The 19966-nt window shown below is 68.3% G+C and carries 19 protein-coding genes and 1 pseudogene; 13 read left to right on the top strand and 7 right to left on the bottom strand.

Annotated features, from left to right (window positions below; genetic code table 11):
* On the top strand, positions 1–668 hold a 668-nt coding region (locus OXG33_10240; protein MCY4114301.1), incomplete at its 5' end, for an aminotransferase class IV.
* Here the strand turns inward: OXG33_10240 and OXG33_10245 are convergent.
* A complete protein-coding gene (locus tag OXG33_10245; protein MCY4114302.1) occupies positions 669–1364 on the bottom strand; it encodes an aquaporin in 696 nt (231 codons plus the stop codon). It lies immediately after the preceding gene.
* A gap of 191 nt (positions 1365–1555) precedes the next feature.
* Here OXG33_10245 and OXG33_10250 point away from each other — a divergent pair, with 191 nt between their 5' ends.
* Entirely contained in the window at positions 1556–2854 is a 1299-nt protein-coding gene (locus OXG33_10250; protein ID MCY4114303.1) for a peptidoglycan DD-metalloendopeptidase family protein, read from the top strand.
* Between the two features lie 25 nt (positions 2855–2879).
* Here OXG33_10250 and hisI read toward each other — a convergent pair.
* The 3 genes and pseudogenes from hisI to OXG33_10265 all read right to left on the bottom strand — a co-directional run bounded on the left by hisI (position 2880) and on the right by OXG33_10265 (position 4554).
* A pseudogene (gene hisI / locus OXG33_10255) lies at positions 2880–3218 on the bottom strand (phosphoribosyl-AMP cyclohydrolase).
* Positions 3219–3256: 38 nt separating this feature from the next.
* The gene (locus tag OXG33_10260; protein ID MCY4114304.1) at positions 3257–3967 is read right to left on the bottom strand and encodes a DUF169 domain-containing protein; all 711 of its coding nucleotides are present in this window, start codon (positions 3965–3967) and stop codon (positions 3257–3259) included.
* A gap of 149 nt (positions 3968–4116) precedes the next feature.
* Positions 4117–4554 (bottom strand): Fur family transcriptional regulator, encoded by a 438-nt coding sequence (locus OXG33_10265; protein ID MCY4114305.1) that lies wholly within the window; start codon positions 4552–4554, stop codon positions 4117–4119.
* Positions 4555–4767: 213 nt separating this feature from the next.
* Between OXG33_10265 and OXG33_10270 the strand changes: the two genes are divergently transcribed.
* The 5 genes from OXG33_10270 to OXG33_10290 all read left to right on the top strand — a co-directional run bounded on the left by OXG33_10270 (position 4768) and on the right by OXG33_10290 (position 10386).
* Positions 4768–6012: a cyclopropane-fatty-acyl-phospholipid synthase gene (locus OXG33_10270; GenBank protein MCY4114306.1), complete on the top strand. Its 1245-nt coding sequence runs from the start codon at positions 4768–4770 to the stop codon at positions 6010–6012.
* 256 nt (positions 6013–6268) lie between these two features.
* Positions 6269–7039: an acyl-CoA desaturase gene (locus OXG33_10275; GenBank protein ID MCY4114307.1), complete on the top strand. Its 771-nt coding sequence runs from the start codon at positions 6269–6271 to the stop codon at positions 7037–7039.
* A 297-nt stretch (positions 7040–7336) separates the two neighbouring features.
* Entirely contained in the window at positions 7337–8245 is a 909-nt protein-coding gene (locus tag OXG33_10280) for a TIGR01777 family oxidoreductase (GenBank protein MCY4114308.1), read from the top strand.
* A gap of 69 nt (positions 8246–8314) precedes the next feature.
* Positions 8315–9430 (top strand): Xaa-Pro peptidase family protein, encoded by a 1116-nt coding sequence (locus tag OXG33_10285; protein ID MCY4114309.1) that lies wholly within the window; start codon positions 8315–8317, stop codon positions 9428–9430.
* 104 nt (positions 9431–9534) lie between these two features.
* Positions 9535–10386 carry a phytanoyl-CoA dioxygenase family protein gene (locus tag OXG33_10290; GenBank protein MCY4114310.1) on the top strand — a complete coding sequence of 284 codons (852 nt, stop codon included), beginning with the start codon at positions 9535–9537 and terminating at the stop codon, positions 10384–10386.
* A gap of 10 nt (positions 10387–10396) precedes the next feature.
* Here the strand turns inward: OXG33_10290 and OXG33_10295 are convergent, their stop codons facing one another.
* The gene (locus tag OXG33_10295; protein ID MCY4114311.1) at positions 10397–11476 is read right to left on the bottom strand and encodes a Gfo/Idh/MocA family oxidoreductase; all 1080 of its coding nucleotides are present in this window, start codon (positions 11474–11476) and stop codon (positions 10397–10399) included.
* 10 nt (positions 11477–11486) lie between these two features.
* Positions 11487–12308 carry a GNAT family N-acetyltransferase gene (locus OXG33_10300; protein MCY4114312.1) on the bottom strand — a complete coding sequence of 274 codons (822 nt, stop codon included), beginning with the start codon at positions 12306–12308 and terminating at the stop codon, positions 11487–11489.
* A gap of 158 nt (positions 12309–12466) precedes the next feature.
* On the opposite strand from OXG33_10300, the gene OXG33_10305 reads away from it, so the two are divergent.
* Positions 12467–13285, top strand: a complete 819-nt coding sequence (locus OXG33_10305) for a pentapeptide repeat-containing protein (protein ID MCY4114313.1) — start codon at positions 12467–12469, stop codon at positions 13283–13285.
* On the opposite strand, the gene dxs is transcribed toward OXG33_10305, so the two are convergent.
* A complete protein-coding gene (gene dxs, locus OXG33_10310) occupies positions 13282–15168 on the bottom strand; it encodes a 1-deoxy-D-xylulose-5-phosphate synthase (GenBank protein MCY4114314.1) in 1887 nt (628 codons plus the stop codon). The genes OXG33_10305 and dxs overlap by 4 nt on opposite strands.
* A gap of 167 nt (positions 15169–15335) precedes the next feature.
* Here dxs and OXG33_10315 point away from each other — a divergent pair, with 167 nt between their 5' ends.
* Genes OXG33_10315 through OXG33_10335 form a run of 5 tightly spaced genes read left to right on the top strand, consistent with a single transcriptional unit; the run spans position 15336 to position 19855 of the window.
* Positions 15336–16349: a hypothetical protein gene (locus tag OXG33_10315; GenBank protein ID MCY4114315.1), complete on the top strand. Its 1014-nt coding sequence runs from the start codon at positions 15336–15338 to the stop codon at positions 16347–16349.
* A complete protein-coding gene (locus tag OXG33_10320; GenBank protein ID MCY4114316.1) occupies positions 16346–17809 on the top strand; it encodes an FGGY family carbohydrate kinase in 1464 nt (487 codons plus the stop codon). Before OXG33_10315 ends, OXG33_10320 begins: the two co-directional genes overlap by 4 nt.
* A complete protein-coding gene (locus OXG33_10325) occupies positions 17806–18471 on the top strand; it encodes a class II aldolase/adducin family protein (GenBank protein ID MCY4114317.1) in 666 nt (221 codons plus the stop codon). Before OXG33_10320 ends, OXG33_10325 begins: the two co-directional genes overlap by 4 nt.
* A complete protein-coding gene (locus OXG33_10330) occupies positions 18462–18830 on the top strand; it encodes a hypothetical protein (protein ID MCY4114318.1) in 369 nt (122 codons plus the stop codon). The genes OXG33_10325 and OXG33_10330 overlap by 10 nt, the downstream gene beginning before the upstream one ends.
* 41 nt (positions 18831–18871) lie before the next feature.
* The gene (locus tag OXG33_10335; GenBank protein ID MCY4114319.1) at positions 18872–19855 is read left to right on the top strand and encodes an NAD-dependent epimerase/dehydratase family protein; all 984 of its coding nucleotides are present in this window, start codon (positions 18872–18874) and stop codon (positions 19853–19855) included.
* The last annotated feature ends 111 nt before the right edge of the window (positions 19856–19966 follow it).

The raw sequence follows: 19966 nt of genomic DNA on the forward strand, positions 1-19966 counted from the left end.
ACGTCGACTTCACCATCGTGCACAACATGTCGCCGGGCGTCTTCGCGCTCTACGCGGACGTCGCCCTCGAGGCCGGGCAGCCGACGGTGGCGATCCACACCTGGCCGCTCATTCCATATATCGGTCCGATGGCGGACTGGTTTGACACCGGCGTGAACGCCCACGTGCCCCGACAGCATGCGATCCCCGGGCGCCTGCTCGATCCCAAAGTCAAAAGCCGCTCGCGCATGCACTACCGGATGGCGCTCAACGAGGCCCAGCGGCGCGGCGACGACACCTGGGCCGTGCTGGTGGACGAGGATGGCTACCTCACCGAGGGCACCGGGTCCAACTTCTTCATCGTTCGCGACGGCGAGCTGCTCACGCCCGAGCCGCGGCACATCCTGCGCGGCGTGACGCGGCAGAGCATCCTGGACCTGGCCGGCGAAATCGGCGTGCCGGTCCGTGAGGCCAATCTCGAGCCCTACGACGTCATCGTGGCGCAGGAGGCGTTCTTCGCCTCGACACCCTTCGTCATCATGCCGGCCACGCGCTTCAACGACCGCCCCGTCGGCGACGGCGCGGTGGGGACGATCACGTTGCGCCTGCTCGACGCCTTCAGCGAGACCGTGGGCGTGGACATCGTGGCGCAGGCCAAGGCCTACGGCCAGCGCCTCCGTGCCGGCTAGCTAGTCGTCGTCGGCGCTGCGCCGCAGATCGTGCGTGAGCACGCCGACGATGCCCGCGGCCAGTCCGCCGATGATTGGTCCGAGCCAATAGATCCAGTGCGAGTCAAAGTGCCAGTTCACGATGGCGGGTCCCAAGCTGCGCGCCGGGTTCATGGAAGCGCCGGTGATCGCGCCGCCCACCAGGATCAAGGCTCCCAGCGTGGCGCCGATGGCCGCGCCTGCCGCGGCCGCCGGCACTCTGCCGCTCACCGCCACCGCGATGACCACCGAGACCAGCACGAACGTCATCACCGCCTCGAGCAGGAACGCCTGCCCCGCGCTCACGTCGACCGCCGGCAGGGTCATGGCCGTGCCGGGTCCCATCGGCCAGGTCCATCCGTGCAGCAACGCGCCCAGCAGACCGCCGGCGATTTGCGCCACGAGGTACGACGGCGCCTGCCGCGGCGAGAACTTGCCGATGGCCGCCAGTCCCAGAGTCACGGCGGGGTTGATGTGGCAGCCGGACACGTGGCCGATGGCGTACACCAGCCCCGCCAGGATGCAGGCGTGGCCAAAGGCCGGAATGAGCAGATTTCCCGCGGCGACGTCGCCAAAGCCAACTTGCGCCATGGATGTCGTCATCATCGCGACGAACACCAAAAGCGTGGTGCCCACGAATTCGGCCAGCAGGGCGCGTGGCTTCAGCGACTCGATCATAGGCAAGTCTCGGAACTGGACTTCCGCCGCCACGGAATGACGACGTCAGAGCTTCGCGACGAGGATTCTAAGCGGGCCGCCGCGACCTTAGCGGGTGCACCCTTATTGCGATATTATCTCAATAAGCGCGAGGCAATCGTTGACAATGCGATCGGGGCATGGCCGCGCGTGCCCGATGATCCTGGAGGTCTATGTCTGAACCGCCGGAGGTAACGCACTCGCACCTGTGGCGGCCTGGCCGCCCCATCAACCGCCGCGCGCTGCTTGGCGCTTCGCTCCTCGGCGCGGCGGCGGTGGCAACGACCCCGCTGCTCGCGCAATCGGTGACCGAGGAAGAAATAGAGGCCACCGAGCAGGAAATCGAGCGTGTGGACAGTGAGCGGCGCGCCGCCGAAGCGCTGGTAGCGGCGGCGATCGCGCGTGAAAGCACGCTGCAGCAGCAATTGGCCGTCATCGACCGCGACCGCTACTTGGCTGCCCAGCGGCTTATCCAAGTCAAGCGGGAGCTCGAGACCGTGGAGCTCGAAGTCTTCGACATCAACCAGTCCATCGGCGATCTCAATGACGCGTTGGCCGGCGAGACCTCGGTGCTCGAGCGGAAGGCGCGATCGCTGTATAAGGCGGGCCGCACGACGTTGTTGGAACAGGTCCTCGCGGCCGACTCGTTCGCCAGCGCGCTCGACCGCGCGGCGTCGCTCGAGCGGTTGCTGGCGCGCGGCGTCGCCGACATCGGCCAGCTCCGGTTGCGGCGTGGCGAGATTCAGCTGCGCACGGCCGATCTGACGGCCCGTCTGGACCGGCAGCAGGAGTTGCAGGCCGAAGCGCAGTCGATCGAGGAGGAGCTGGCGCGCAGGTCCGAGGAGCAGCAGGACCTCATCTTCAGCGTGCAGAAGGAGCAGGCGGAGCGCGCGGAGGACGTGCGGGCCTTTGAACGTGAGTCGGAGGCCATCGCCTACCGCGTGCGGCTTCTACGCGATATCTACGAACGGCAACTCGTTGAAGAGGAGCGTCGGCGGGCCGCCGAGGCGTTGGAGCGGGCGCAACAGTTCGCCAGAACCGTCATCAGCCAGCAGAGCCCCGGCGCGGCGGGCCCCTACATCTGGCCGCTGCTGGGACTGATCACCACCGAGTACGGCGGGTGCACTTTTGGGCAGTGTCCCCACCTGGGCATGGACATTGCCGCCTCGTCGGGCACGCCCATCGTCGCGGCCAACGACGGCGTGGTGCTCGCTGCGGGACTTGTGGTGCCGGGCGACCGTCGGGCGTCTTACGGAATGATCGTGATCATCGCCCACAGCGAGACTGAAGAAACGCTTTACGCCCACCTGGACGACCTCACCTGGCCCCCACCGGTCGCGCCCGGGCAGTTTGTGAGCCGTGGGCAGACCATCGGGTTCGTTGGCCTCACGGGGTGGACCACCGGTCCCCACCTGCACCTGGAATACCGCGTCGGCGGGGCCGCTAGCGACCCACGGCGAGTGCTCGTCTAGCGGGCGCCGTCGGCCCGCGCGCTCAGTCCAGGCGCCGGAAGAAGCACGTCCGCTCGCCGGTGTGGCAGGCGGGCCCGGCTGGGCGGACCTTCACCACCAGGGCGTCGCCGTCGCAATCGATGTGGATCGACTCCACCGTCAGCACGTTGCCCGAGGTGGCGCCCTTGTGCCACAGCTCTTGCCGACTGCGGCTCCAGAACCACGCCTCGCCCGACTCCTGCGTGAGCGCCAGCGACTCGCGGTTCATGTAGGCGAGCATCAAGACCTCGCCTGTCGAGGCGTCCTGGGATATGGCCGGCACCAGCCCGCGATCGTCAAACGTGGGCTGGATTGTTTCGGCTGGCGCGGAAGCGCGCGTCGACATCGGATTGATCCTCCCTGGTGGATGTCGCGGCCGCCGGGCTAGACGGCCGCTTTCATCTCCTGGTACTGGGCCTCCATGGTTTCGTTCACCGCCAGCGTTGCGTCGAGACCATCCGCCAGCGTCTCCAGGGCGCTGCCGGGGACGGCGGCCAGTACGTAGGCGTCGGGGATTTCGGTGAATGTGCGCATGCCGATGCATCCGAGCGAGATCGACGCCGCCTCTCGCCCCGCGGCCGTCGGCAGCACGCCGCAGGCGGGCCGACCGAACACGCCGTCTTGCGGACCGGTCCACAGCGTGCCGCCCAGGCTCTCTTCGAGAAACATCGTCTGCTTGGGCGTCAGCCACAGGATCACGTTGTCGGGCTCGAGCGGAAACGTCGCCAGCGGACCGTAGACGGCGCCCCTCGGTCCGGGATCGAAATGGGGAATGTGGGGAATCTCCTCTTCGCGGATGTAGGCCAGCGAGCACATGTCGCCGACCAGACCCATCAGCTCTTCCTGCTTGGCCGGCGGCAGCTCGAATCCCATCACCATCGCCCCAATGGGACAGCCCATGTGTGCCGCCTCGTCGGCGAAGAACACCTGCTCCTCGGCGCGGCGCCAAAACGTGCAAGCCGACGGCACCGCGTCGGTCCACGCCGCGATCCCTGACGGGGGCGCGTCCACGCGCGCGACCGCCACCGGCGGATACTCGAGGTCAAGGACGGTCTGAAGTCGGGTGGCCAGATCGGCATAGGGCGTGGACGTCATGCGTGCTCCAAAGGCGCGGCAAGCCCGCCAGCGTCAGCAGGTAGGCACTGCCACGTTCGTAGGTGGGTCTCTCGATGGTGACACAACGAGCCGGATGAATCCCAAACGTGACGACCGGCGCGTTGATTGACTGTGATTGACGCCGTTTGCTAAGTCGCGGTGGTATGGCACGGACCGCACAGCCCATACACTTCCAGGCTGTGGCCGGTCACGGCGAATCCGGTCTCGAGCTCAACCTCGCTGGTGATCGCGTCGAACGTGCAGCGTTCGATGATTTCGACGGTGCCACAGGTTTGGCACACGACGTGATGCTGGTCGGGGGTCCGGCGCGCCAAATAGCGGTGTTGCTCCGGTGAGGGATGCACTGTTTCCACCGCGTCGATGTCCCGCAGCAGGTCCAGCGTGCGGTACACGGTGCTCCGCGACGCATCGCCATCGGATCGCTGCACCGCGCTGACCAGCTCTCCGGCTGAAATCCCGGCGGGCGCGGCATCGATAGCCGCCAGAATCAGACGCCGCTGTCCGGTGACTCTGCCGCCCGCATCCCGCAGGGCGGTGAGGGTGCGATTGATCCAGGCGGATTTCATGGCGGGGCGTGCGTGAATCGGCGCGCCCCAATTATACGGCCTTTCAGCATTGACAGAGGGTCTCAGTTGTTTCCGAACTCAGCGGTGGTTTGATCGAGCGCCTCTGGCGCCGCACGTGCGGTGCGCGCATTCTCGGCCAGCCACGCATGGCCCCCGCGGCTGGCGTGGCACAATTCCCACTGCGCATCCGACGGCTGAGCCTCACCGCTCGAGATGATCAATCCCCTCCACGCCGCGGCGGGCGCGCTTATCCTCCGTCGCCTCCATCGGTGGTCCGGCAGCACGCTGCGGCTCAAGCTCCCCGACGGCTCGCGGCGCGACTTCGGTCCCAGCGACGCACCTCGTCGGGTGCATGCGGACGTCCACCACGCGCGCTTCTTTGCGCGCCTGCTCTTGGGCGGCACGACCGGCGCCGGCGAGTCCTACATGGCCGGCGAATGGTCCAGCACCGATCTGAAAGCCTTGCTGCAAGAGACGCTGCGCAACGGTCCTCGCCTGGGGTTGGAGTCGCACGCCAGTCTGCTCGCGCGGCTGCTGAACGCGTGGCGCCATCGGCGGCGGGCCAACACCAAGGTCGGCAGCCAGCGGAACATCCACGCGCACTACGACCTTGGCAACGACTTCTACCGGCTGTTTCTCGACGAGTCGCTCACCTATTCCTGCGCGCGCTGGCCGGAAGGATGTGACGACCTCGCCACGGCCCAGCGAGCCAAGATGCGGGACATCTGCGACAAGCTGGACCTGGGCCCCGATCACCACGTGCTCGAGATTGGGAGCGGCTGGGGCGGATTCGCGCTTCACGCCGCCCAAACGACGGGGTGCCGGGTGACCGGCATCACGATTTCGCGGGAGCAGCTTGAGCATTCACGCAAGCGTGTCGCCGAGGCCGGCTTGCGCGACCGCGTGGATATCCAGTTCTGCGACTATCGCGACATCGACGGGCAATACGACCGCGTGGTCTCCATTGAGATGTTCGAGGCCGTCGGGCGTACCTACTGGCGCTGCTTCTTCGAAGTCTGCGAGCGCGTCTTGCGGCCGGGCGGCCGGATGCTCCTGCAGACCATCGCCATTCCCGACGCCGACGTCGACCTGCCCTATCGCGGAGCCGGATGGATCAGCCGCTACATCTTTCCGGGCGGACTGTTGCCGGCCATGTGCGAGATTGCCGAGGCTGCGGCGACGCCGCGCGGCGACCTTGCCGTCCGGATGGTGGACGAGATTGGTCCTCACTACGTCCGCACCCTGGATACGTGGCGCTCGCGCTTTTGGAGCCGCATCGACGACGTGCGGCGGCTGGGATTCGACGAGACGTTCGTGCGGATGTGGGACTTCTACTTGGCGACGTGCTCGGCGGCGTTTGCCGTCGGGCAGACGCGCGATGTCCAGGTGCTGCTCGAGCACTTGGGGCAATCCACCGCGCCCCCGAGCCAGGTCATCACCGCCGGCGCGGCCTTCTAGCGGTATCGAGCAAAGATCGGCTTGAACGCCGGTCTTCCATATCTCACCCTTTCTAACGAAGGCTGCGTCCAGACGCCTGGATTCCGAAAGCAATTGTGGGTGGAGAAGCCCGAGACCCGTCGTGAGCTCTGAGGCCGTACCTGCCGCCCGGCGGGACAGTCCCGAGGCAGAATCCTCTTCGCGCCTACACGCCGTCGTTCGCAACCTTCCCTTCACGCTCGTGCACCTCTTGGCACTGGCCGCGATCTGGACTGGCATGAGTTGGCCGGCCGTGGTGGTCTGCCTGGGGCTCTACTGGATGCGCGTGTTCTTCATCACCGGCTTCTATCACCGCTATTTCTCCCATCGGAGCTATCGCACGTCGCGCGTGTTTCAGGCGGTGATTGCGTTCCTCGGCACGACCGCCATGCAGAAAGGGCCGCTGTGGTGGGCCGGACACCACCGGTTTCATCACCGGCACTCGGACGACGAGGAGGATGTCCATTCGCCGCTGCACGGCGGATTCTGGTGGGCGCACATCGGCTGGCTGATCCGCGTGAGCCGGGACGACACGCGCTGGGAAGAGGTCAAGGATTTGGCCCGCTTTCCCGAGTTGCGCTTCTTCGAGAGCCACTACCGGCTCGGCATGGCGGCCTATGCGGGCGGGGTGATTGGCCTGGGATTCTGGCTGGAGCACGCATTCCCGCAGACGGGCGTCACCTGGGGGCAGGTGCTCGTGTGGGGCTTTGTGATCAGCACGGTGATGCTGTGGCACACCACCTATCTCATCAACTCCGGCGCCCACATGTGGGGTAGCCGCCGCTTCGACACCAAGGACACCAGCCGCAACAACTTTTGGCTGGCGCTGGTCACCATGGGCGAGGGCTGGCACAACAACCACCACCGCTATCCCGGGGCCGAGCGCAACGGGTTCTATTGGTACGAAGTCGACGTCACGCACTGGCTGCTCACGGTGCTCAGTTGGCTTGGGTTGGTGTGGGACCTGCGCCGCCCGCCGCGCCATATCTATGAGAGCGCCTCGCGCTAGCCGGCTTAGTCGTCAGGTCGATGCGCTCGCAAGTCCGCTACTGATTTGGCTGCCAGGCGTTGACGGAGACGATCAACGCCGCGCTGCCTCTACCGTACGGACTGGTTTGCCTGTCGAGCCAGGCACGATGGTGGTCAAGACTTCAGCGAATTGGCGCGCGGCCGATTTAGACTCTGGCGGTGGCTCCGAGTCTGTGAGGGGCGTTTCAATGGTCGGCACAGCGCCGTCATTCCCGCGGAGGTGGGAATTCACGCCCCAGTCGCTTCCCGACGACTCGCTGGCCGCCAGGGGGGCGCCGTGCGCGTAGCGCTCACCGGCGGCAGCGGCCTCATCGGCGGCGCGGTCGCCGCCGCGCTCCTGGCCGAAGGCCATGAGGTCATCCATCTCGTCCGCCCGCCGCGTCGTTCCGCCGAGGGCCAGGTTGCCTGGGATCCCGTGGCCGGCACCATCGACGCGGGCGGTCTTGAGGGCCTCGACGCCGTCGTGCACCTGGCCGGCGAGCCGACCACCGCCTGGCGTTGGACGGCTGCCAAGAAGCGCCGCATCTTCGCCAGCCGGGTGGACGGAACGCGGCTGCTGGCCGAGACGCTGGCCGTATTGCAGTCTCGCCCCCGCGTCTTCGTGTCCTACTCCGCGGTGGGCTACTACGGTGACCGCGGCGACGAAGTCCTGCGTGAGGACTGCCCGCCGGGGTCAGGCTTCCTAGCGAAAGTCGCGACCGACTGGGAGGCCGCCGCGCATCCCGCCGCCGGCCGCGAAATCCGGGTGGTGCATCTGCGCGGTGCGCCGGTGGTGGCGGGCCACTCCCCGTTCCTGACGCGCCAGGCGCCTGCCTTCAGGCTCGGGCTGGGCGGCCCGTTGGGCAGCGGCCGCCAGTGGTGGCCCTGGGTGGCGCTGGAGGACGTCGTCGGTGTCATGCGGCACGTGCTGGCGCGTGACGACCTGCGGGGCCCCATCAACGTCGTGGCCCCGGAGCTGTGCACCAATCTCGAGTTCGCCCGCACATTGGGTCGCGTGCTTGGCCGATCGGCGCTGCTGCCAGTGCCGTCGCCGATACTGCGCGCAATGATGGGCGAGATCGCCGACGAGATGCTGCTGGCCAGCCAGCGCGTCGAGCCGGCTCGACTGATTGACTCGGGCTACCACTTTCACTTCCCGATGCTGGAGCACGCCCTGCGCCACGCGCTCGGACGGCCTGGCTCCTGAGACTCGACCGCCGCGCGGCGGTGCGCGAGACTGCCCGCGTCCAGCGCCGCTCGACGGTTGAGGGAATCCATGCTCAGCACTGAGGGATGTCGGGCGCGCACGCGCCGCTTGCTCGAATGCGTCGACGCCGACGTGGAAGCGCTCGTTGTCACGCGGCCCGAGCACGTCTTCTATCTGGCCAATTACATGCCGTCGCCCAACGACATTCACCATCGCGCGCCGCAGTACCTGGTCATCCAACGCGCCGGACCCACGACGCTCATTCTCGATGGGTTCGCCAAGCTCGACGGCGAGCCTGCCGTTGATGAGGTTATCCACGGTCATTGGGGCGTGGCGGAGCCCGACGTGACCCGCGCCCACTGCACGGCCAGCGCGGTCATCGACCTGATTGGCAAGCTCGGGAGCAAGATCATCGGCGTCGAGCGGGCCGCCGTGCCCGCCACGGTCGCCGAGGCGGCGCCCGAAGTGCGGGACATCGAGCCCCACCTGGGCCTCATGCGCCGGGTCAAGGATCCCGACGAGCTGAAGCTGATCCGCGCCGCCGTGCGAGTCGGCGAGGCCATGCACGCGGCCTCGTGGGAGTGCCTGGCGCCCGGCATGCGCGAGATCGACGCCTATGCCGCCATCGTGACCGCGGGGCTCGAAGTGGCCGAAGGCCCGTTCGTGATGATGTGCGAGTTCATCTCCGGTCCGCGGGTCGTGCCGCGCCGCGGCGACCCCGGCCCGCGTGTGATGGAATCCGGCGACAACGTCGTGATGGACCTGTTTCCCTACGTCAACGGCTACCGCTGCGACCTCACCAACACCATCACCCTCGGCGGGCGGCCCACGCCGGAGCAGCAGTACGCCTTCGACGCGGTCCACGAGGCGCTGACGTCCTCCGAGGCCATGATTCGCCCGGGCGTGCGCGCGCAGGAAATCTACGCCGTCCAGGACGCCGTGCTGCGGGGCGCCAACCCGGAGTGGGGGCTGCCGGGCCACGCCGGACACTCGCTCGGGCTGGAGCATCCCGAGGCGCCGGACTTCGTGCCCGGCGTCGAAGGCGAGATTCTGGAGGGCATGGTCATCGCCCTCGAGCCGGGCGCCTACGGCATGCCCTTCCACGGCGTGCGGCTGGAGCACAACTACCTCGTCACCGCCGACGGCCTGGAGCGCCTCTCCAACCACCGCCTGGGGCTGGTCTAGCCCGAGCCGCCCGTCCGCCGCCGACCCTGGGCAACAGTTTGACCGTGACCTGGCCCATGCGGGAAGGTCAACCCACCACCAATGAACCTGTGACGGAGGCGGCGATGGCCGTTGAGGCGGCGACGCGGCGGATTGACGATCGGGACTGGGCGGCGCTGACCCTTGGCGAGCGCATCCGGCAGATCGAGGTCGAGGGCTATCTGGTGCTGCCCGACCTGCTCACGTCCGAGCAGGTGGCCGACCTCAAGGCCGTCACGGCGACCTGGGAAACCATCCCCACCGACTACAGCAAGAGCCAGCAGGTGCGCCCCGGCGTAGAGTTTGCCGGCGGTCTGATCAGCGATCTCATCGGGAATCCGCCCGCGCTGGAGTTCCTGCGCGCGCTCTGCGGGCCGGAAATCATCTTGATGTCGGTGGCCTATGCGCGTTCAGAGCCGGGCCATCCCGGCATCAGCCTGCACACCGACGGCCAGCCCTACGGATCCAAGATCTTCGGTCAGGGCGGCAGCACGCCGTTTATGGTTCGAGTGCTGTACTACCTCGACGATTTGACGCCCGAGGTCTCGCCATTTCGCGTCGTGCCGCGGTCCCATTTGTCCTTCCACGCCGACGCGAATCCCTATCTCCGCTTCGAAGGCCATCCCGAAGAGGTCATGGTGCCCGCCAAGGCGGGATCAGCCGTGCTGATCAATCACCGCGTCTTTCACGGCAACTTCCCCAACACCGGCGATCGGCCGCGGGAGATGATCGCCATCGCCTATCGGCCGGCGTGGGCGGGACCGCAGGGCGAGGTGCCGGCCTGGGACGCCGACGCCGTGGCGGCGCTGCCCGACCACGTGCGCCCGCTATTCGCCGATCGCAACACCCGCCACTGGCTTCCGGAGGGCGGCAACAAACCCGAGGGCATGCAGTCCGAGGCGCCCGGAATGAACCCCAGCCGCTGGGATCTGGCCTAGCGGTTCCGACCTACTCGACCGCAGGGGGCTCGTTGCCCCACTCGTAGGACGGCACGCGCACGTTGCGCTCCTGCAGCGGCAGCGCCACGCGCGCGCCGCCCTGGAGGTGCGATTCGTGGAACGCGAATCCGAGCTCGGTTACCAGGCGCGCGCGGTCCAGCCCGCAGATCGAGGGCCGGCCGTCGCGAATCGCGGCCACGAGATCGCCAACGGCCACGCGGCCGGCATCGGCCAGACCGCCTCGGTCGGGCAGTTCAATAGTCTCGGCCGCCAGGCCCTCGCGGCCCAGGTAGCCGAAGCCTTCGCGCACGCGCCACACCAGCGCGTCGCTGGCGTCGTTGGTCACCAGCAGTCGACCTTCGCTCCCCAGGACCTCGTAGGCGTGACTCGGCGCGCCCTCGCGCATCACGTGCGCAAACTTGTTCTCGCCCCAGCCGAACATTCCGCGGCCCGGCGGATCCAGCCGGTCCCGCGCGTCCGCCGGCAGGCTGGAGACGTCGTTGACATAGCCGGCGGCCCAGGTTGGCTCGGGATGCCCGGCCAGCGTGAGCATCACGTCCAGCCAGTGGCAGCCGTGGTTGAGCAGCTGCGCCAGTCCAAACCCGAACACCGCCTGAACCTCGCCGATCAGTCCGTCCGCCAGCAGCTCGGCCAGGCGCACGTACGGCGGCCACCAGGCGCGGTCGAGGCCATAGACCACGCCCACGCCGTTGGCCTCGCACGCGTTGACGATGCGATCGACCTCGTCCATCGTCGTGCACAGCGGCTTCTCGAAAAAGATGCCCCGCACCCCAGCCGCCGCGGCCTGCTCGCATTGATCGGCGTGCATGGTTTGCCGCGTGGCGATGCAGACGATGTCGGGATCCACCGCTTCCAGCATCCGCGGGTAGTCTCCGAAATCGGAGATGTGATCGCCCCACACCGCCTTGAACTCCTGCCGCGTCTCGTCCCCGTAGTCGAAGACGCCGACGATTTCGGTGTCGGGCACCGCGTCGAACGCCGTGGCCCAGTTGTGGCTCTGCCCCACGCGATCGAGCATGCGGTGGCAGCCGGCAATCGCCACCCGCAGCGGACGATTCGAAGCACTCATCCGCGACCGCCTAGTCTTCCCTGGGCTTGATGTCGTGGTTCATGGCCCATTCGGGGTAGTAGTTGCGCATTTCGGCGCCGGGAGCCGGGGCGCCCAGCGGCTGCGGCGGCATGCGGAACGGTCCGGGCACCGCGATCATTTCGCTCCAGATGTGAACCAGCCCCAGCGCGCGTGAGAGCCGCGACGAGGGCACGTTCCAGGTCGAGGTCGTCCACCACACCAGCTTGCCCTGCTCCAGAATCCAGCGCCCCGCCGCCGCCGCCACCGCCCGCCCCATGCCGCGCAGCTGCTGGTCGGGCGCCGAGTCGATGCCGATCTCGAGCAACTCGTCGCTTTCAACGCGAATCGACGCCAAGGAAACCAACTGGCCGTTGTCGAAAATGCCGAATCCGCCGATCGACTCGTCCAACAAGCAGTGCCAGAAAATCTTGGGATCGGCCGTTGATCGAATCTCGTCGCCGCTGAGATAGACGGGACGCGGGTCGTCGGCCTCGCAAAAGCTCTGCTCGTCGGCCGCCATGCAGAAGTAGGGCCCCCAGCCGGTGAGTCCGTGGGGAAGCGTGGCCCGGCTGATCTCGTAGGCGCCGTAAATCGAGAAGAGCAGGTCATAGCTCAGTCCGCTGAGGGCTGCCTCCAGCGCCGGCGCCCAGTCCGGTCGCACCGTCACCACGCCGCGCCCGCCGAGTCCCACGGCAAGAACCGGCGGCCCAAGCTCTAGTCGCGCGTCCAGGGCTACGACCGGCACTTCGGGCGTCGACAGCGTCTCCAGCGATGCCCCGAGCCGACCTTCCTGCCAGGGCATCAGCCGCTGCCGCAATCGCTCAACCGCCATGCAGGTCGGCTCCCATCGCCGTGGCCGGGCCTTCGCCGCGGAGCGCGTCGCCCCGCCGGCTGCGTTCACTCGGGGATCGTAGCAGCCGGTTGCGGCCGCGACCGCTCCGCTGATCGCGGTGTAACCTTGCGGCAGTCGTCGGCGCCCAGGAGTCGCAGGTGAGAAACCTCAAGTTCTTGCTCACTGCCGCGGGCATCGTGCTGTTTTTTGTGTTTATCAGCGGATTGATGTTTTGGGCCGCCGCCACCTGCGGCGAGGTCATGCGGGCGGAAGCGGAGGCCACGCCGGTGGCTACGCCCGCCTTGCCGCCGGCGGGAGCGCAAGCCGCCGACGAGGGCTTCGGTCCGGTGCAACTGATCGGCGTGCTGTTGCTCGGCGGTGGCCTTTACTACTTCTGGCGCCGCCAGCGATCGCTCTACGAGTCCATCAAGGCCCGCGAGGGACCGACGCTGAACACGCGCGTTCGCAGCTCGATCGCCCAGCTCAACGTTTCGCACGAAGGCGAACCGGTGATCGAGGAGCGCATCCGGGGCATCGAGGAGCTTGGGAAGATCGTGCAGGAGTCGCCGCAAGACTACTGGCCGGTGATGGACGTGCTGAGCCGCTACGTGCGCCAGAACGCTTCACTCGATTTGGAACGCGCGGACGATCCCGAGATCGTGCGCCCGGACGTGCAGATGGCCATGACCACCATCGGGGCTCGCCGCCACACGCGGCGCGGCAGTGATCGGTTGAACCTCTCCGAGACGGACCTCCGCGGCGTCCATCTGCCGGGCGCACACCTCGAGCGCGTGGACCTCTCAGGGGCCCGACTGGACGGCGCCGTGCTGATCAACGCCCATCTCGAGCAAACGGACCTCACCGGCGCGAATCTCACGCGCGCGGATCTGCGCGGCGCGCAGGGAGTTTCGAGCGCCCAGTTGGACGCAGCCGTCACCGCCAGCTCGACCCAGCTCCCGGAGGACGTGGCGCCCTAGGACGCGGTGGTGCGCCCTTCGAGCGTCAACGGCCAGTCGGCCGCGGTCGACTCCTCGCTAGTGTGCTGATCTACCAGCCCACGCGCCGCGTCCACGATGCCGTCGACGCTCAGCCCGTGCGCCGCGCGCAAGCTGTCCGCGGGTCCGTGATCCAGGAAGCGATCCGGCAGGCCCAGGCGGCTCACCGTGATATCGCGCCGGCCATGGTCGGCCAGCAGCTCGAGCACGGAGCTGCCGAAGCCGCCCATGCGATTGTGGTCCTCGATCGTCACCACGCGTCCCGTCCGCTCAGCCACCTGCACGATCAGCTCCGTGTCAAGCGGCTTGACGAAGCGCGGGTTGACGACCGCGGCGTGAATGCCGTGGTCGGCCGCCAGGACTTCAGCAGCTTGCATCGCCGGATGCACGGCCCACCCAATTGGCAGCAGGGCGACGGTACCGCCTTCGCGGAGCACTTCGCCGCGACCAATGGGCATCTGACGCAGCGGCTCGTCGCAGGGCACCCCGCGGCCCGCGCCGCGCGAATAGCGAATCGCGAATGGCCGATCCGAGGCGATGGCGGTTGCCAGCAGGTGTCGCAGCTCGTTTTCGTCCTTGGGCGCCGCGACCACGAGGTTGGGAATGGCGCGCAGATAGGCCAGGTCGAGCACGCCGTGATGGGTGCGGCCGTCGTCACCCACGACTCCGGCGCGATCAACCCCCAGCACGATCGGCAGTTCCTGGATCGCGATGTCGTGCACGATCTGGTCGAACGCACGCTGGAGGAACGTCGAGTAGATGCACACCACCGGCCGCAGGCCCTGGGTGGCCAGGCCGGCGGCCAAGGCGAGGGCGTGGCTTTCGGCGATGCCCACGTCGTGCACGCGCCCCGGCAGCGCCTGCTGCAGATCCGCGAGCGCAGTGCCTTCCAGCATGGCCGCGCTCACCGCGACGATTCGCGGGTCATCCTGCGCCAACTCGGCCAGGGTTTGCGCCAGAATCTTGCTATAGCTCGGCGCCACGGTTGCCCCGACCGCCTGCGCCGTGCCCGGCTGGTGCAGCGTCACCGGATCGCTCTCGGCGGCGGGGAGTCCCCGCCCCTTTTGCGTAAACACATGCACGGCGACCGGTCGTCGGAGCGCCTTGGCCGCCTGCAGCGCTTCTTCCAGGGAGCGAAGGTCATGACCGTCAATGGGACCCTGGTAGGCGAAGCCGAACGCCCCGAAGAACTCCTGGGCCGATCCCGAAGGCGAGGTGGGCGCGGTCTCGCGCTGGGACGGGGTGAAGCGGCTGTCCGGTGCGGGCGGCGTCCAGTCGTAGTGCCGACCCTGGCCCAGGTTGCGGCCCAGCGCCCCAACATTGGGCGAGATCGACATCCCGTTGTCATTCAGAATAAGCACGAGCGGCAAGCCGAGATCGCCCGCATGGTTCAGCGCCTCGAATACGACGCCGGAGGTGAATGCCCCGTCCCCAATCACCGTGACGACCGAGGCGTCGTCGCCGTGGACGCGGCTGGCCAGGGCGACGCCCGCGCCGGCCGATACGCCCGTGCCGGCGTGCCCGGCGCCGATGACGTCGTGCGGGCTCTCCTCGCGCGCGGCGAATCCCGACAACCCGCCCGGTTGACGCAAACTCTTGAAGTCGTCGGCGCGTCCCGTCACGAGCTTGTGCGCGTAGGCTTGGTTGCTCGTGTCCCAGATAATCGGGTCTCGGGGGCTTTCGAAGACCCGGTGCAGGGCCAGCGTCAGCTCGACCACTCCGAGATTCGAGGCGAGATGACCGCCGTTGGCCTGAACCGTGTCGATGATCTCGGCGCGAATCTCGTCGGCCAACGCCGCCAGCTCGTCGGCGGCAAGCTGGCGCAAGTCGGCCGGCTCACGAACGCGATCGAGAATTCGGTTCACAATGCCCCCTCGGCCAAGACCGGCCAATTCCCGATGGTGCCTGCTTTATGACCAACGCGCAAAGCCAGCCTCGCGGAGGTCCGGTCCCCTCTCCCTTGACGGGAGAGGGATAGGGTGAGGGTGACCGTGCGCAACACTCTCGCCGCCCAGGCGCCGCGGATTCCAACGTGACTCGAAACGAAGCCAGCCGTCGCCCGCGCGTGCTCAGCCTGGTCGAGTTGGCCGGACCCGCGGTGGACCGCCTGCGGCGTGTTGCGGATCTCACGCTGCGCCCATGGACCGAGACCCAGGAGCTCGTCGATCCGCTCGACCTCGCGGCGGAGATCGAGGAGCACGGCTATGGCGCCCTGTTCATCGAGGCGGACTTCATATTCGAGGAAACGATTGTCAGGGCGCCGACGTTGCGGTTCGTGGGGATTTGCCGCGTCGACCACCGCCACGTCGACCTTGACGCGGCCGCGGCTGCCGGTGTGGTCGTGGCCAACACTCCGGGCCGCAACTCGCAGGCAGTCGCCGAGCTCACGCTGACGCTCATGCTCAATCTGGTGCGCCCGGTGATCGAGGCCTCGGCGTTCGTCGCGGATGGCGCCTGGGCCGATCCCACCGGCGGATACTTCGGATTTCGCGGCACGGAGCTCGGCGAGCAGACCGTCGGCATCATCGGCCTGGGAGCCATTGGGCGGCGCACGGCGGCCCTGCTGCGACCATTCGGCTGCCGGATCCTGGCCAGCGATCCGGCAGTCACCGCGGCGGAGATGCAGGCGCTCGGCTGCACCGCCGTGTCGCTTGACGAGCTGCTCGCCGCCTCAACCGTGGTCGTGGTGCACTGTCCGGCGCTCCCCCAGACACAGGGCCTCATCGATGCCGACGCCCTGAACAGGCTGCCGGCCGGAGCGCGACTGGTCGCCACGACCGGCGAGGGCGTGGTGGATACCGAGGCCCTGGCCGCCGCCCTCGAGGACGGCCGGCTCGCCGGCGCCGCGCTCGACGTGTTCGAGACGCATCCGCTGCCTCCCGACCACCCGCTGCTTTCCGCGCCGAACGTGATCCTCACGCCGCACATCGGCGGGGCGACGGACGTCACCATTGCGCGGCACTCCGACATGATCGTGGACGACTACCTACGCTTTCTGGCGGGTGAGCCCCTCCGCAATCCGGTTCCGCCGCACGTGCCTTCATGACGAGTGGGACCGCCTATCTCGGCGTCGACATCGGCTCGTCGGGGACGCGCGTGGCGGCGCTGGATTCAACGGGGAAGATTCGCGCCGTTGCAAGGCGGACGCGTCCGCGCAAGCCCATGGTCATCACCGATCTCGAGCGCACCCTCGACGTCGAGCGCATCTGGTCCGAGGTCGCGGCGTGCGTATCCGAGGTCGCCGCTCAGTGCGGCGAGGTCCGGTCGCTCGGCCTCTGCGCCATGCGCCAGACCCTGATCGTGGTTGACGACGAGGAGACGGTGCTCTTTGCCTCGGGCAACGACGACCTGCGAGCGTCGCTCTACGGCGCCGCCATCGACGCCGCCCACGGGGACGCCCTCATGCGACAGACGGGCCGCGCCCTTGCCGCGATCTACTGGCCCGGCAAGCTGGCCTGGCTCGAAGCCGAAGCGCCCGAGGTCATGGCGCCCGCCAAAGCGCTGACAACTCTCGAAGGCTGGATTGTGCGGCGCCTCACCGGTGCTGAATCGATTGGCTCGGTGAGCGCCGCCGAAACCGGCGCCCGTTCGATCCCCGAGAAGCGCTGGCTGAACACCGTGCTTCCTGACTGGACCCATCCACTGCTCCCGCCGGTCGCGGACGGCGACGCCGCCTGCCGGATGCCCGCAACCCAGACCCGTACCCTCGGGCTGCCCCGGGGTCTGCCGGTCGCGATGGGCGTACCCGATACGCATGCGGCCGAGCTGGGCTCGCGGACGGTGGGTTTCGCCGACGGAGACTGCGTGACCGCCGGGTGGAGTCTCACGATCGTGCGGCCGCAAGCGGCATGGGACGCCGAGGCCCCCATTTGGCGCGGCGAGCGCATCGGCGGCGAATACCTGGCCGAAAGCAACGCCGGCGACCTGGCCAGCGGCTATGCCTGGCTGAGCCAGGGCGGTGACGGCGAGTTGACCGATCTCGCGAGCCCGACCGACTCCGCGGCCGAGCGCGGGATATTCGCCACCACCGGCGCTCGCGTCATGGACGTGGCGACCGCGGGCCTCGGGGCCGCCGGCGTGGTATCGCCGATGCCCTTCGCCGAAGGCGTGCCCACGCGCGAGCTGCTGGCCACGGCGGTGCTGGAGGACATGGCCTTTGCCGTGCGGGGAAATCTGGAGCGCCTGCCCCCGCCGATCGGCGATGACGCGCCGGTGCGCTTGACCGGCGGGTTTGCCGCCGCTCCCGCCGCGGGCCCCATCCTGGCGAACGTGCTCGGCGCGCCGGTGGCGGCTTACCCCGGCCTTCCCATTACGGCCATCGGCGCGGCGATTTGTGGAGCGGCGGCGTCCGGCGATTTCACGCTCGATGAGGCCGCGGCGAAGCTGTCGCCGGCGCCAGAAATCCACGAGCCGGACCCCTCGGCAGCGCGCGCGTACGATGGACACTACGCGTGCTGGGTGGATCTGCGATCCCGGCTGGAGGCTTTTGTGCAAGAGACGCTATGAATTCCGCCGCAGCGCGAGCCGCGGTGCTCGCGGCCCGGCAAGCCATGTACCGCGAAGATCTGGTCGTGGGCACGGCGGGCAATGTCAGCGTCCGCGCCGACGGCCACGCCGACGCCATGCACATCACGCCCAGCCGCATGCCGTCCGACGAGACGACGGTCGACGACATCGTGACGGTGACCTTCGACGGCGATCCCATCGAGGGCGACCGCATCCCGTCCGTCGAATGCCTCATGCACGGGGCGGTCTATCGGGCGCGGGAGGACGTTCGCGCGGTGGTCCACGCGCACCCCGTGTTTTCCAGCGTGCTGGCCGTCCGCCATGAGGCAATCCCGCCCATCCTCGACGAGCAGGTCGTGTACGTCGGCGGTGAGGTCGCAGTCAGCGATTACGCGCCGTCCGCCACCGAGGAGCTGGCGGAGGCGACCGTGGCCGCCTTGGGTCCGCGGATGGCCGTGCTGCTGGCCAATCACGGCACCCTCGCGGTGGGATCTGATCCCGAGCATGCGCTCGAAGTCACCCGGCTCGTCGAACGCCTGGCCCAGATTTGGTATTTCGCCGACGCCCGACCGGGGAGCCAGCTGCTGCCGGAAGACGTGGCGGCGGCCGAACGCGATATCTTTCACATGCAACGACAGGTCGAGGTCGATCAATGGCGCTGAAGGTTCCGGGATTCCTCTTGCGGCGGCTCTACGTGAAAGGCAGCCTCCGTGCCACAGCCGACGGGTTCGCGCTGAACCTTTCCAACACGCTGGGGTCGGGATACGCCCGGCGACTGCTGCCCGTGGTGGTTAACGGTGTGCAGGTCGATCTGTCGGACTGTTTCTTCGAGGTTGACGGCGTCGAGCACGGGTTTGCCGAGGTCACGCCGGAGTCGCCCTTCAGCCTGGCGATGAACAAGACGTCGACGCTGGTCGTGCGCGGCGTCTCCCTGCCCGACGGCCCGGTCACGCTTCGTCTCGGCTTCGAGGTGCAGGGACTTGGAGACCTGTCCTTCGAGATCACGGACACGGCCGCCTAGCCGGCGGCGCGCCGCGGTTCGCGGCTCGCGCCCGGGATAGCATGCGCTGCTTCGTCACCGGAGCCACCGGCCAGCTCGGAAGCGCGCTCGTCCGCGAACTCACCGCCGGCGGCCACCACGTCACGGCGCTGGTGCTGCCGGGCGACCCATGGGCGGCGCCGGCATTCGAGGGACTCGATGTCCGCCAAGTGCCGGGCGACCTGAGGGACCCGACGTCGTTTCCGGATGATGTCTTCGACTGGGTCTTCCACCTGGCCGCGAACCAGTCGTTTTACCGGCGCGATCACCAGATCCAATGGGAGGTCAACGTCGAAGGCGTGGCGCACCTGCTCACGTGGCTGGCGGCGCACCCGCCGAGGCGCTTCGTCCACGTCAGCTCGCTCGCGGCGGTGGGGCTCGCGGACCGGCTCGAAACGCCGATGGACGAGATGACACCGTTTGAGGCGGCGGAGCACGGGCTGATGTACGCCATGTCCAAGCAGGCGGGAGAACGGCTGGTGCTCAGGGCAGCGTCGCGGGGACTTCCCGCGGTGGTGGCCAATCCGGGCACGGTGCTCGGCCCGTGGGACCGCGGCGGCCACGCCTGGCGCCTGTTGCGGCCGCTGGTGGGCGGCTGGGTCCGGGCCGTGCCGCCCGGGGGCAACAGCCTGGTCGACGCGCGCGACGTGGCGCGCGGCCTGCTGGCCATGGCCGCCGGCGCCCGGGCTGGTCAACGCTACCTGCTCACCGGCCACAACCTCACCTACCGACACCTCGCTCAGCGGGCGGGACGCATCGCCGGCAACACCGGGCCGATCGTCACCCTGCCGCGTTGGTTACTTACGGGGCTCAGCGTCACGGTCGAGCCGCTCGCCGACCTTGTGGGCATCGCTCCGCCAATCGCCCATGATGAAGCTGTCACCGGGAGAAGCTACCTGTACTTCAACGCCAGCAAGGCCCATCGGGACCTGGGCTTCCGGGCGCGGCCGCTCGACGACACGCTGCTCGACACCCTTGAGTGGTACGCCGCCGCCGGACTCAGTTAGTCCCCAGGCGCTTCGGCAGGGTCCGCCCCCTCTCCCACCGGGAGAGGGTCGGGGTGAGGGGTCCGGATGCCACCGACACTCGGGTCCGCCTCCCGTAGGGGCGCCACTTGT

The organism is Chloroflexota bacterium (assembly GCA_026708035.1).
Lineage (GTDB): Bacteria > Chloroflexota > UBA11872 > UBA11872 > UBA11872 > JAJECS01.

Excerpts from the sequence above, each read along its gene's own strand:
- OXG33_10295 (MCY4114311.1), bottom strand. The coding sequence starts at position 11,476 with ATGAGTGCTTCGAATCGTCCGCTGCGGGTGGCGATTGCCGGCTGCCAC.
- OXG33_10270 (MCY4114306.1), top strand. The coding sequence starts at position 4,768 with ATGATCAATCCCCTCCACGCCGCGGCGGGCGCGCTTATCCTCCGTCGC.
- OXG33_10285 (MCY4114309.1), top strand. The coding sequence starts at position 8,315 with ATGCTCAGCACTGAGGGATGTCGGGCGCGCACGCGCCGCTTGCTCGAA.
- OXG33_10265 (MCY4114305.1), bottom strand. The coding sequence starts at position 4,554 with ATGAAATCCGCCTGGATCAATCGCACCCTCACCGCCCTGCGGGATGCG.
- OXG33_10260 (MCY4114304.1), bottom strand. The coding sequence starts at position 3,967 with ATGACGTCCACGCCCTATGCCGATCTGGCCACCCGACTTCAGACCGTC.
- OXG33_10250 (MCY4114303.1), top strand. The coding sequence starts at position 1,556 with ATGTCTGAACCGCCGGAGGTAACGCACTCGCACCTGTGGCGGCCTGGC.
- OXG33_10325 (MCY4114317.1), top strand. The coding sequence starts at position 17,806 with ATGAATTCCGCCGCAGCGCGAGCCGCGGTGCTCGCGGCCCGGCAAGCC.
- OXG33_10335 (MCY4114319.1), top strand. The coding sequence starts at position 18,872 with ATGCGCTGCTTCGTCACCGGAGCCACCGGCCAGCTCGGAAGCGCGCTC.
- OXG33_10275 (MCY4114307.1), top strand. The coding sequence starts at position 6,269 with ATGAGTTGGCCGGCCGTGGTGGTCTGCCTGGGGCTCTACTGGATGCGC.
- OXG33_10300 (MCY4114312.1), bottom strand. The coding sequence starts at position 12,308 with ATGGCGGTTGAGCGATTGCGGCAGCGGCTGATGCCCTGGCAGGAAGGT.
- OXG33_10320 (MCY4114316.1), top strand. The coding sequence starts at position 16,346 with ATGACGAGTGGGACCGCCTATCTCGGCGTCGACATCGGCTCGTCGGGG.
- OXG33_10290 (MCY4114310.1), top strand. The coding sequence starts at position 9,535 with ATGGCCGTTGAGGCGGCGACGCGGCGGATTGACGATCGGGACTGGGCG.
- OXG33_10245 (MCY4114302.1), bottom strand. The coding sequence starts at position 1,364 with ATGATCGAGTCGCTGAAGCCACGCGCCCTGCTGGCCGAATTCGTGGGC.
- OXG33_10330 (MCY4114318.1), top strand. The coding sequence starts at position 18,462 with ATGGCGCTGAAGGTTCCGGGATTCCTCTTGCGGCGGCTCTACGTGAAA.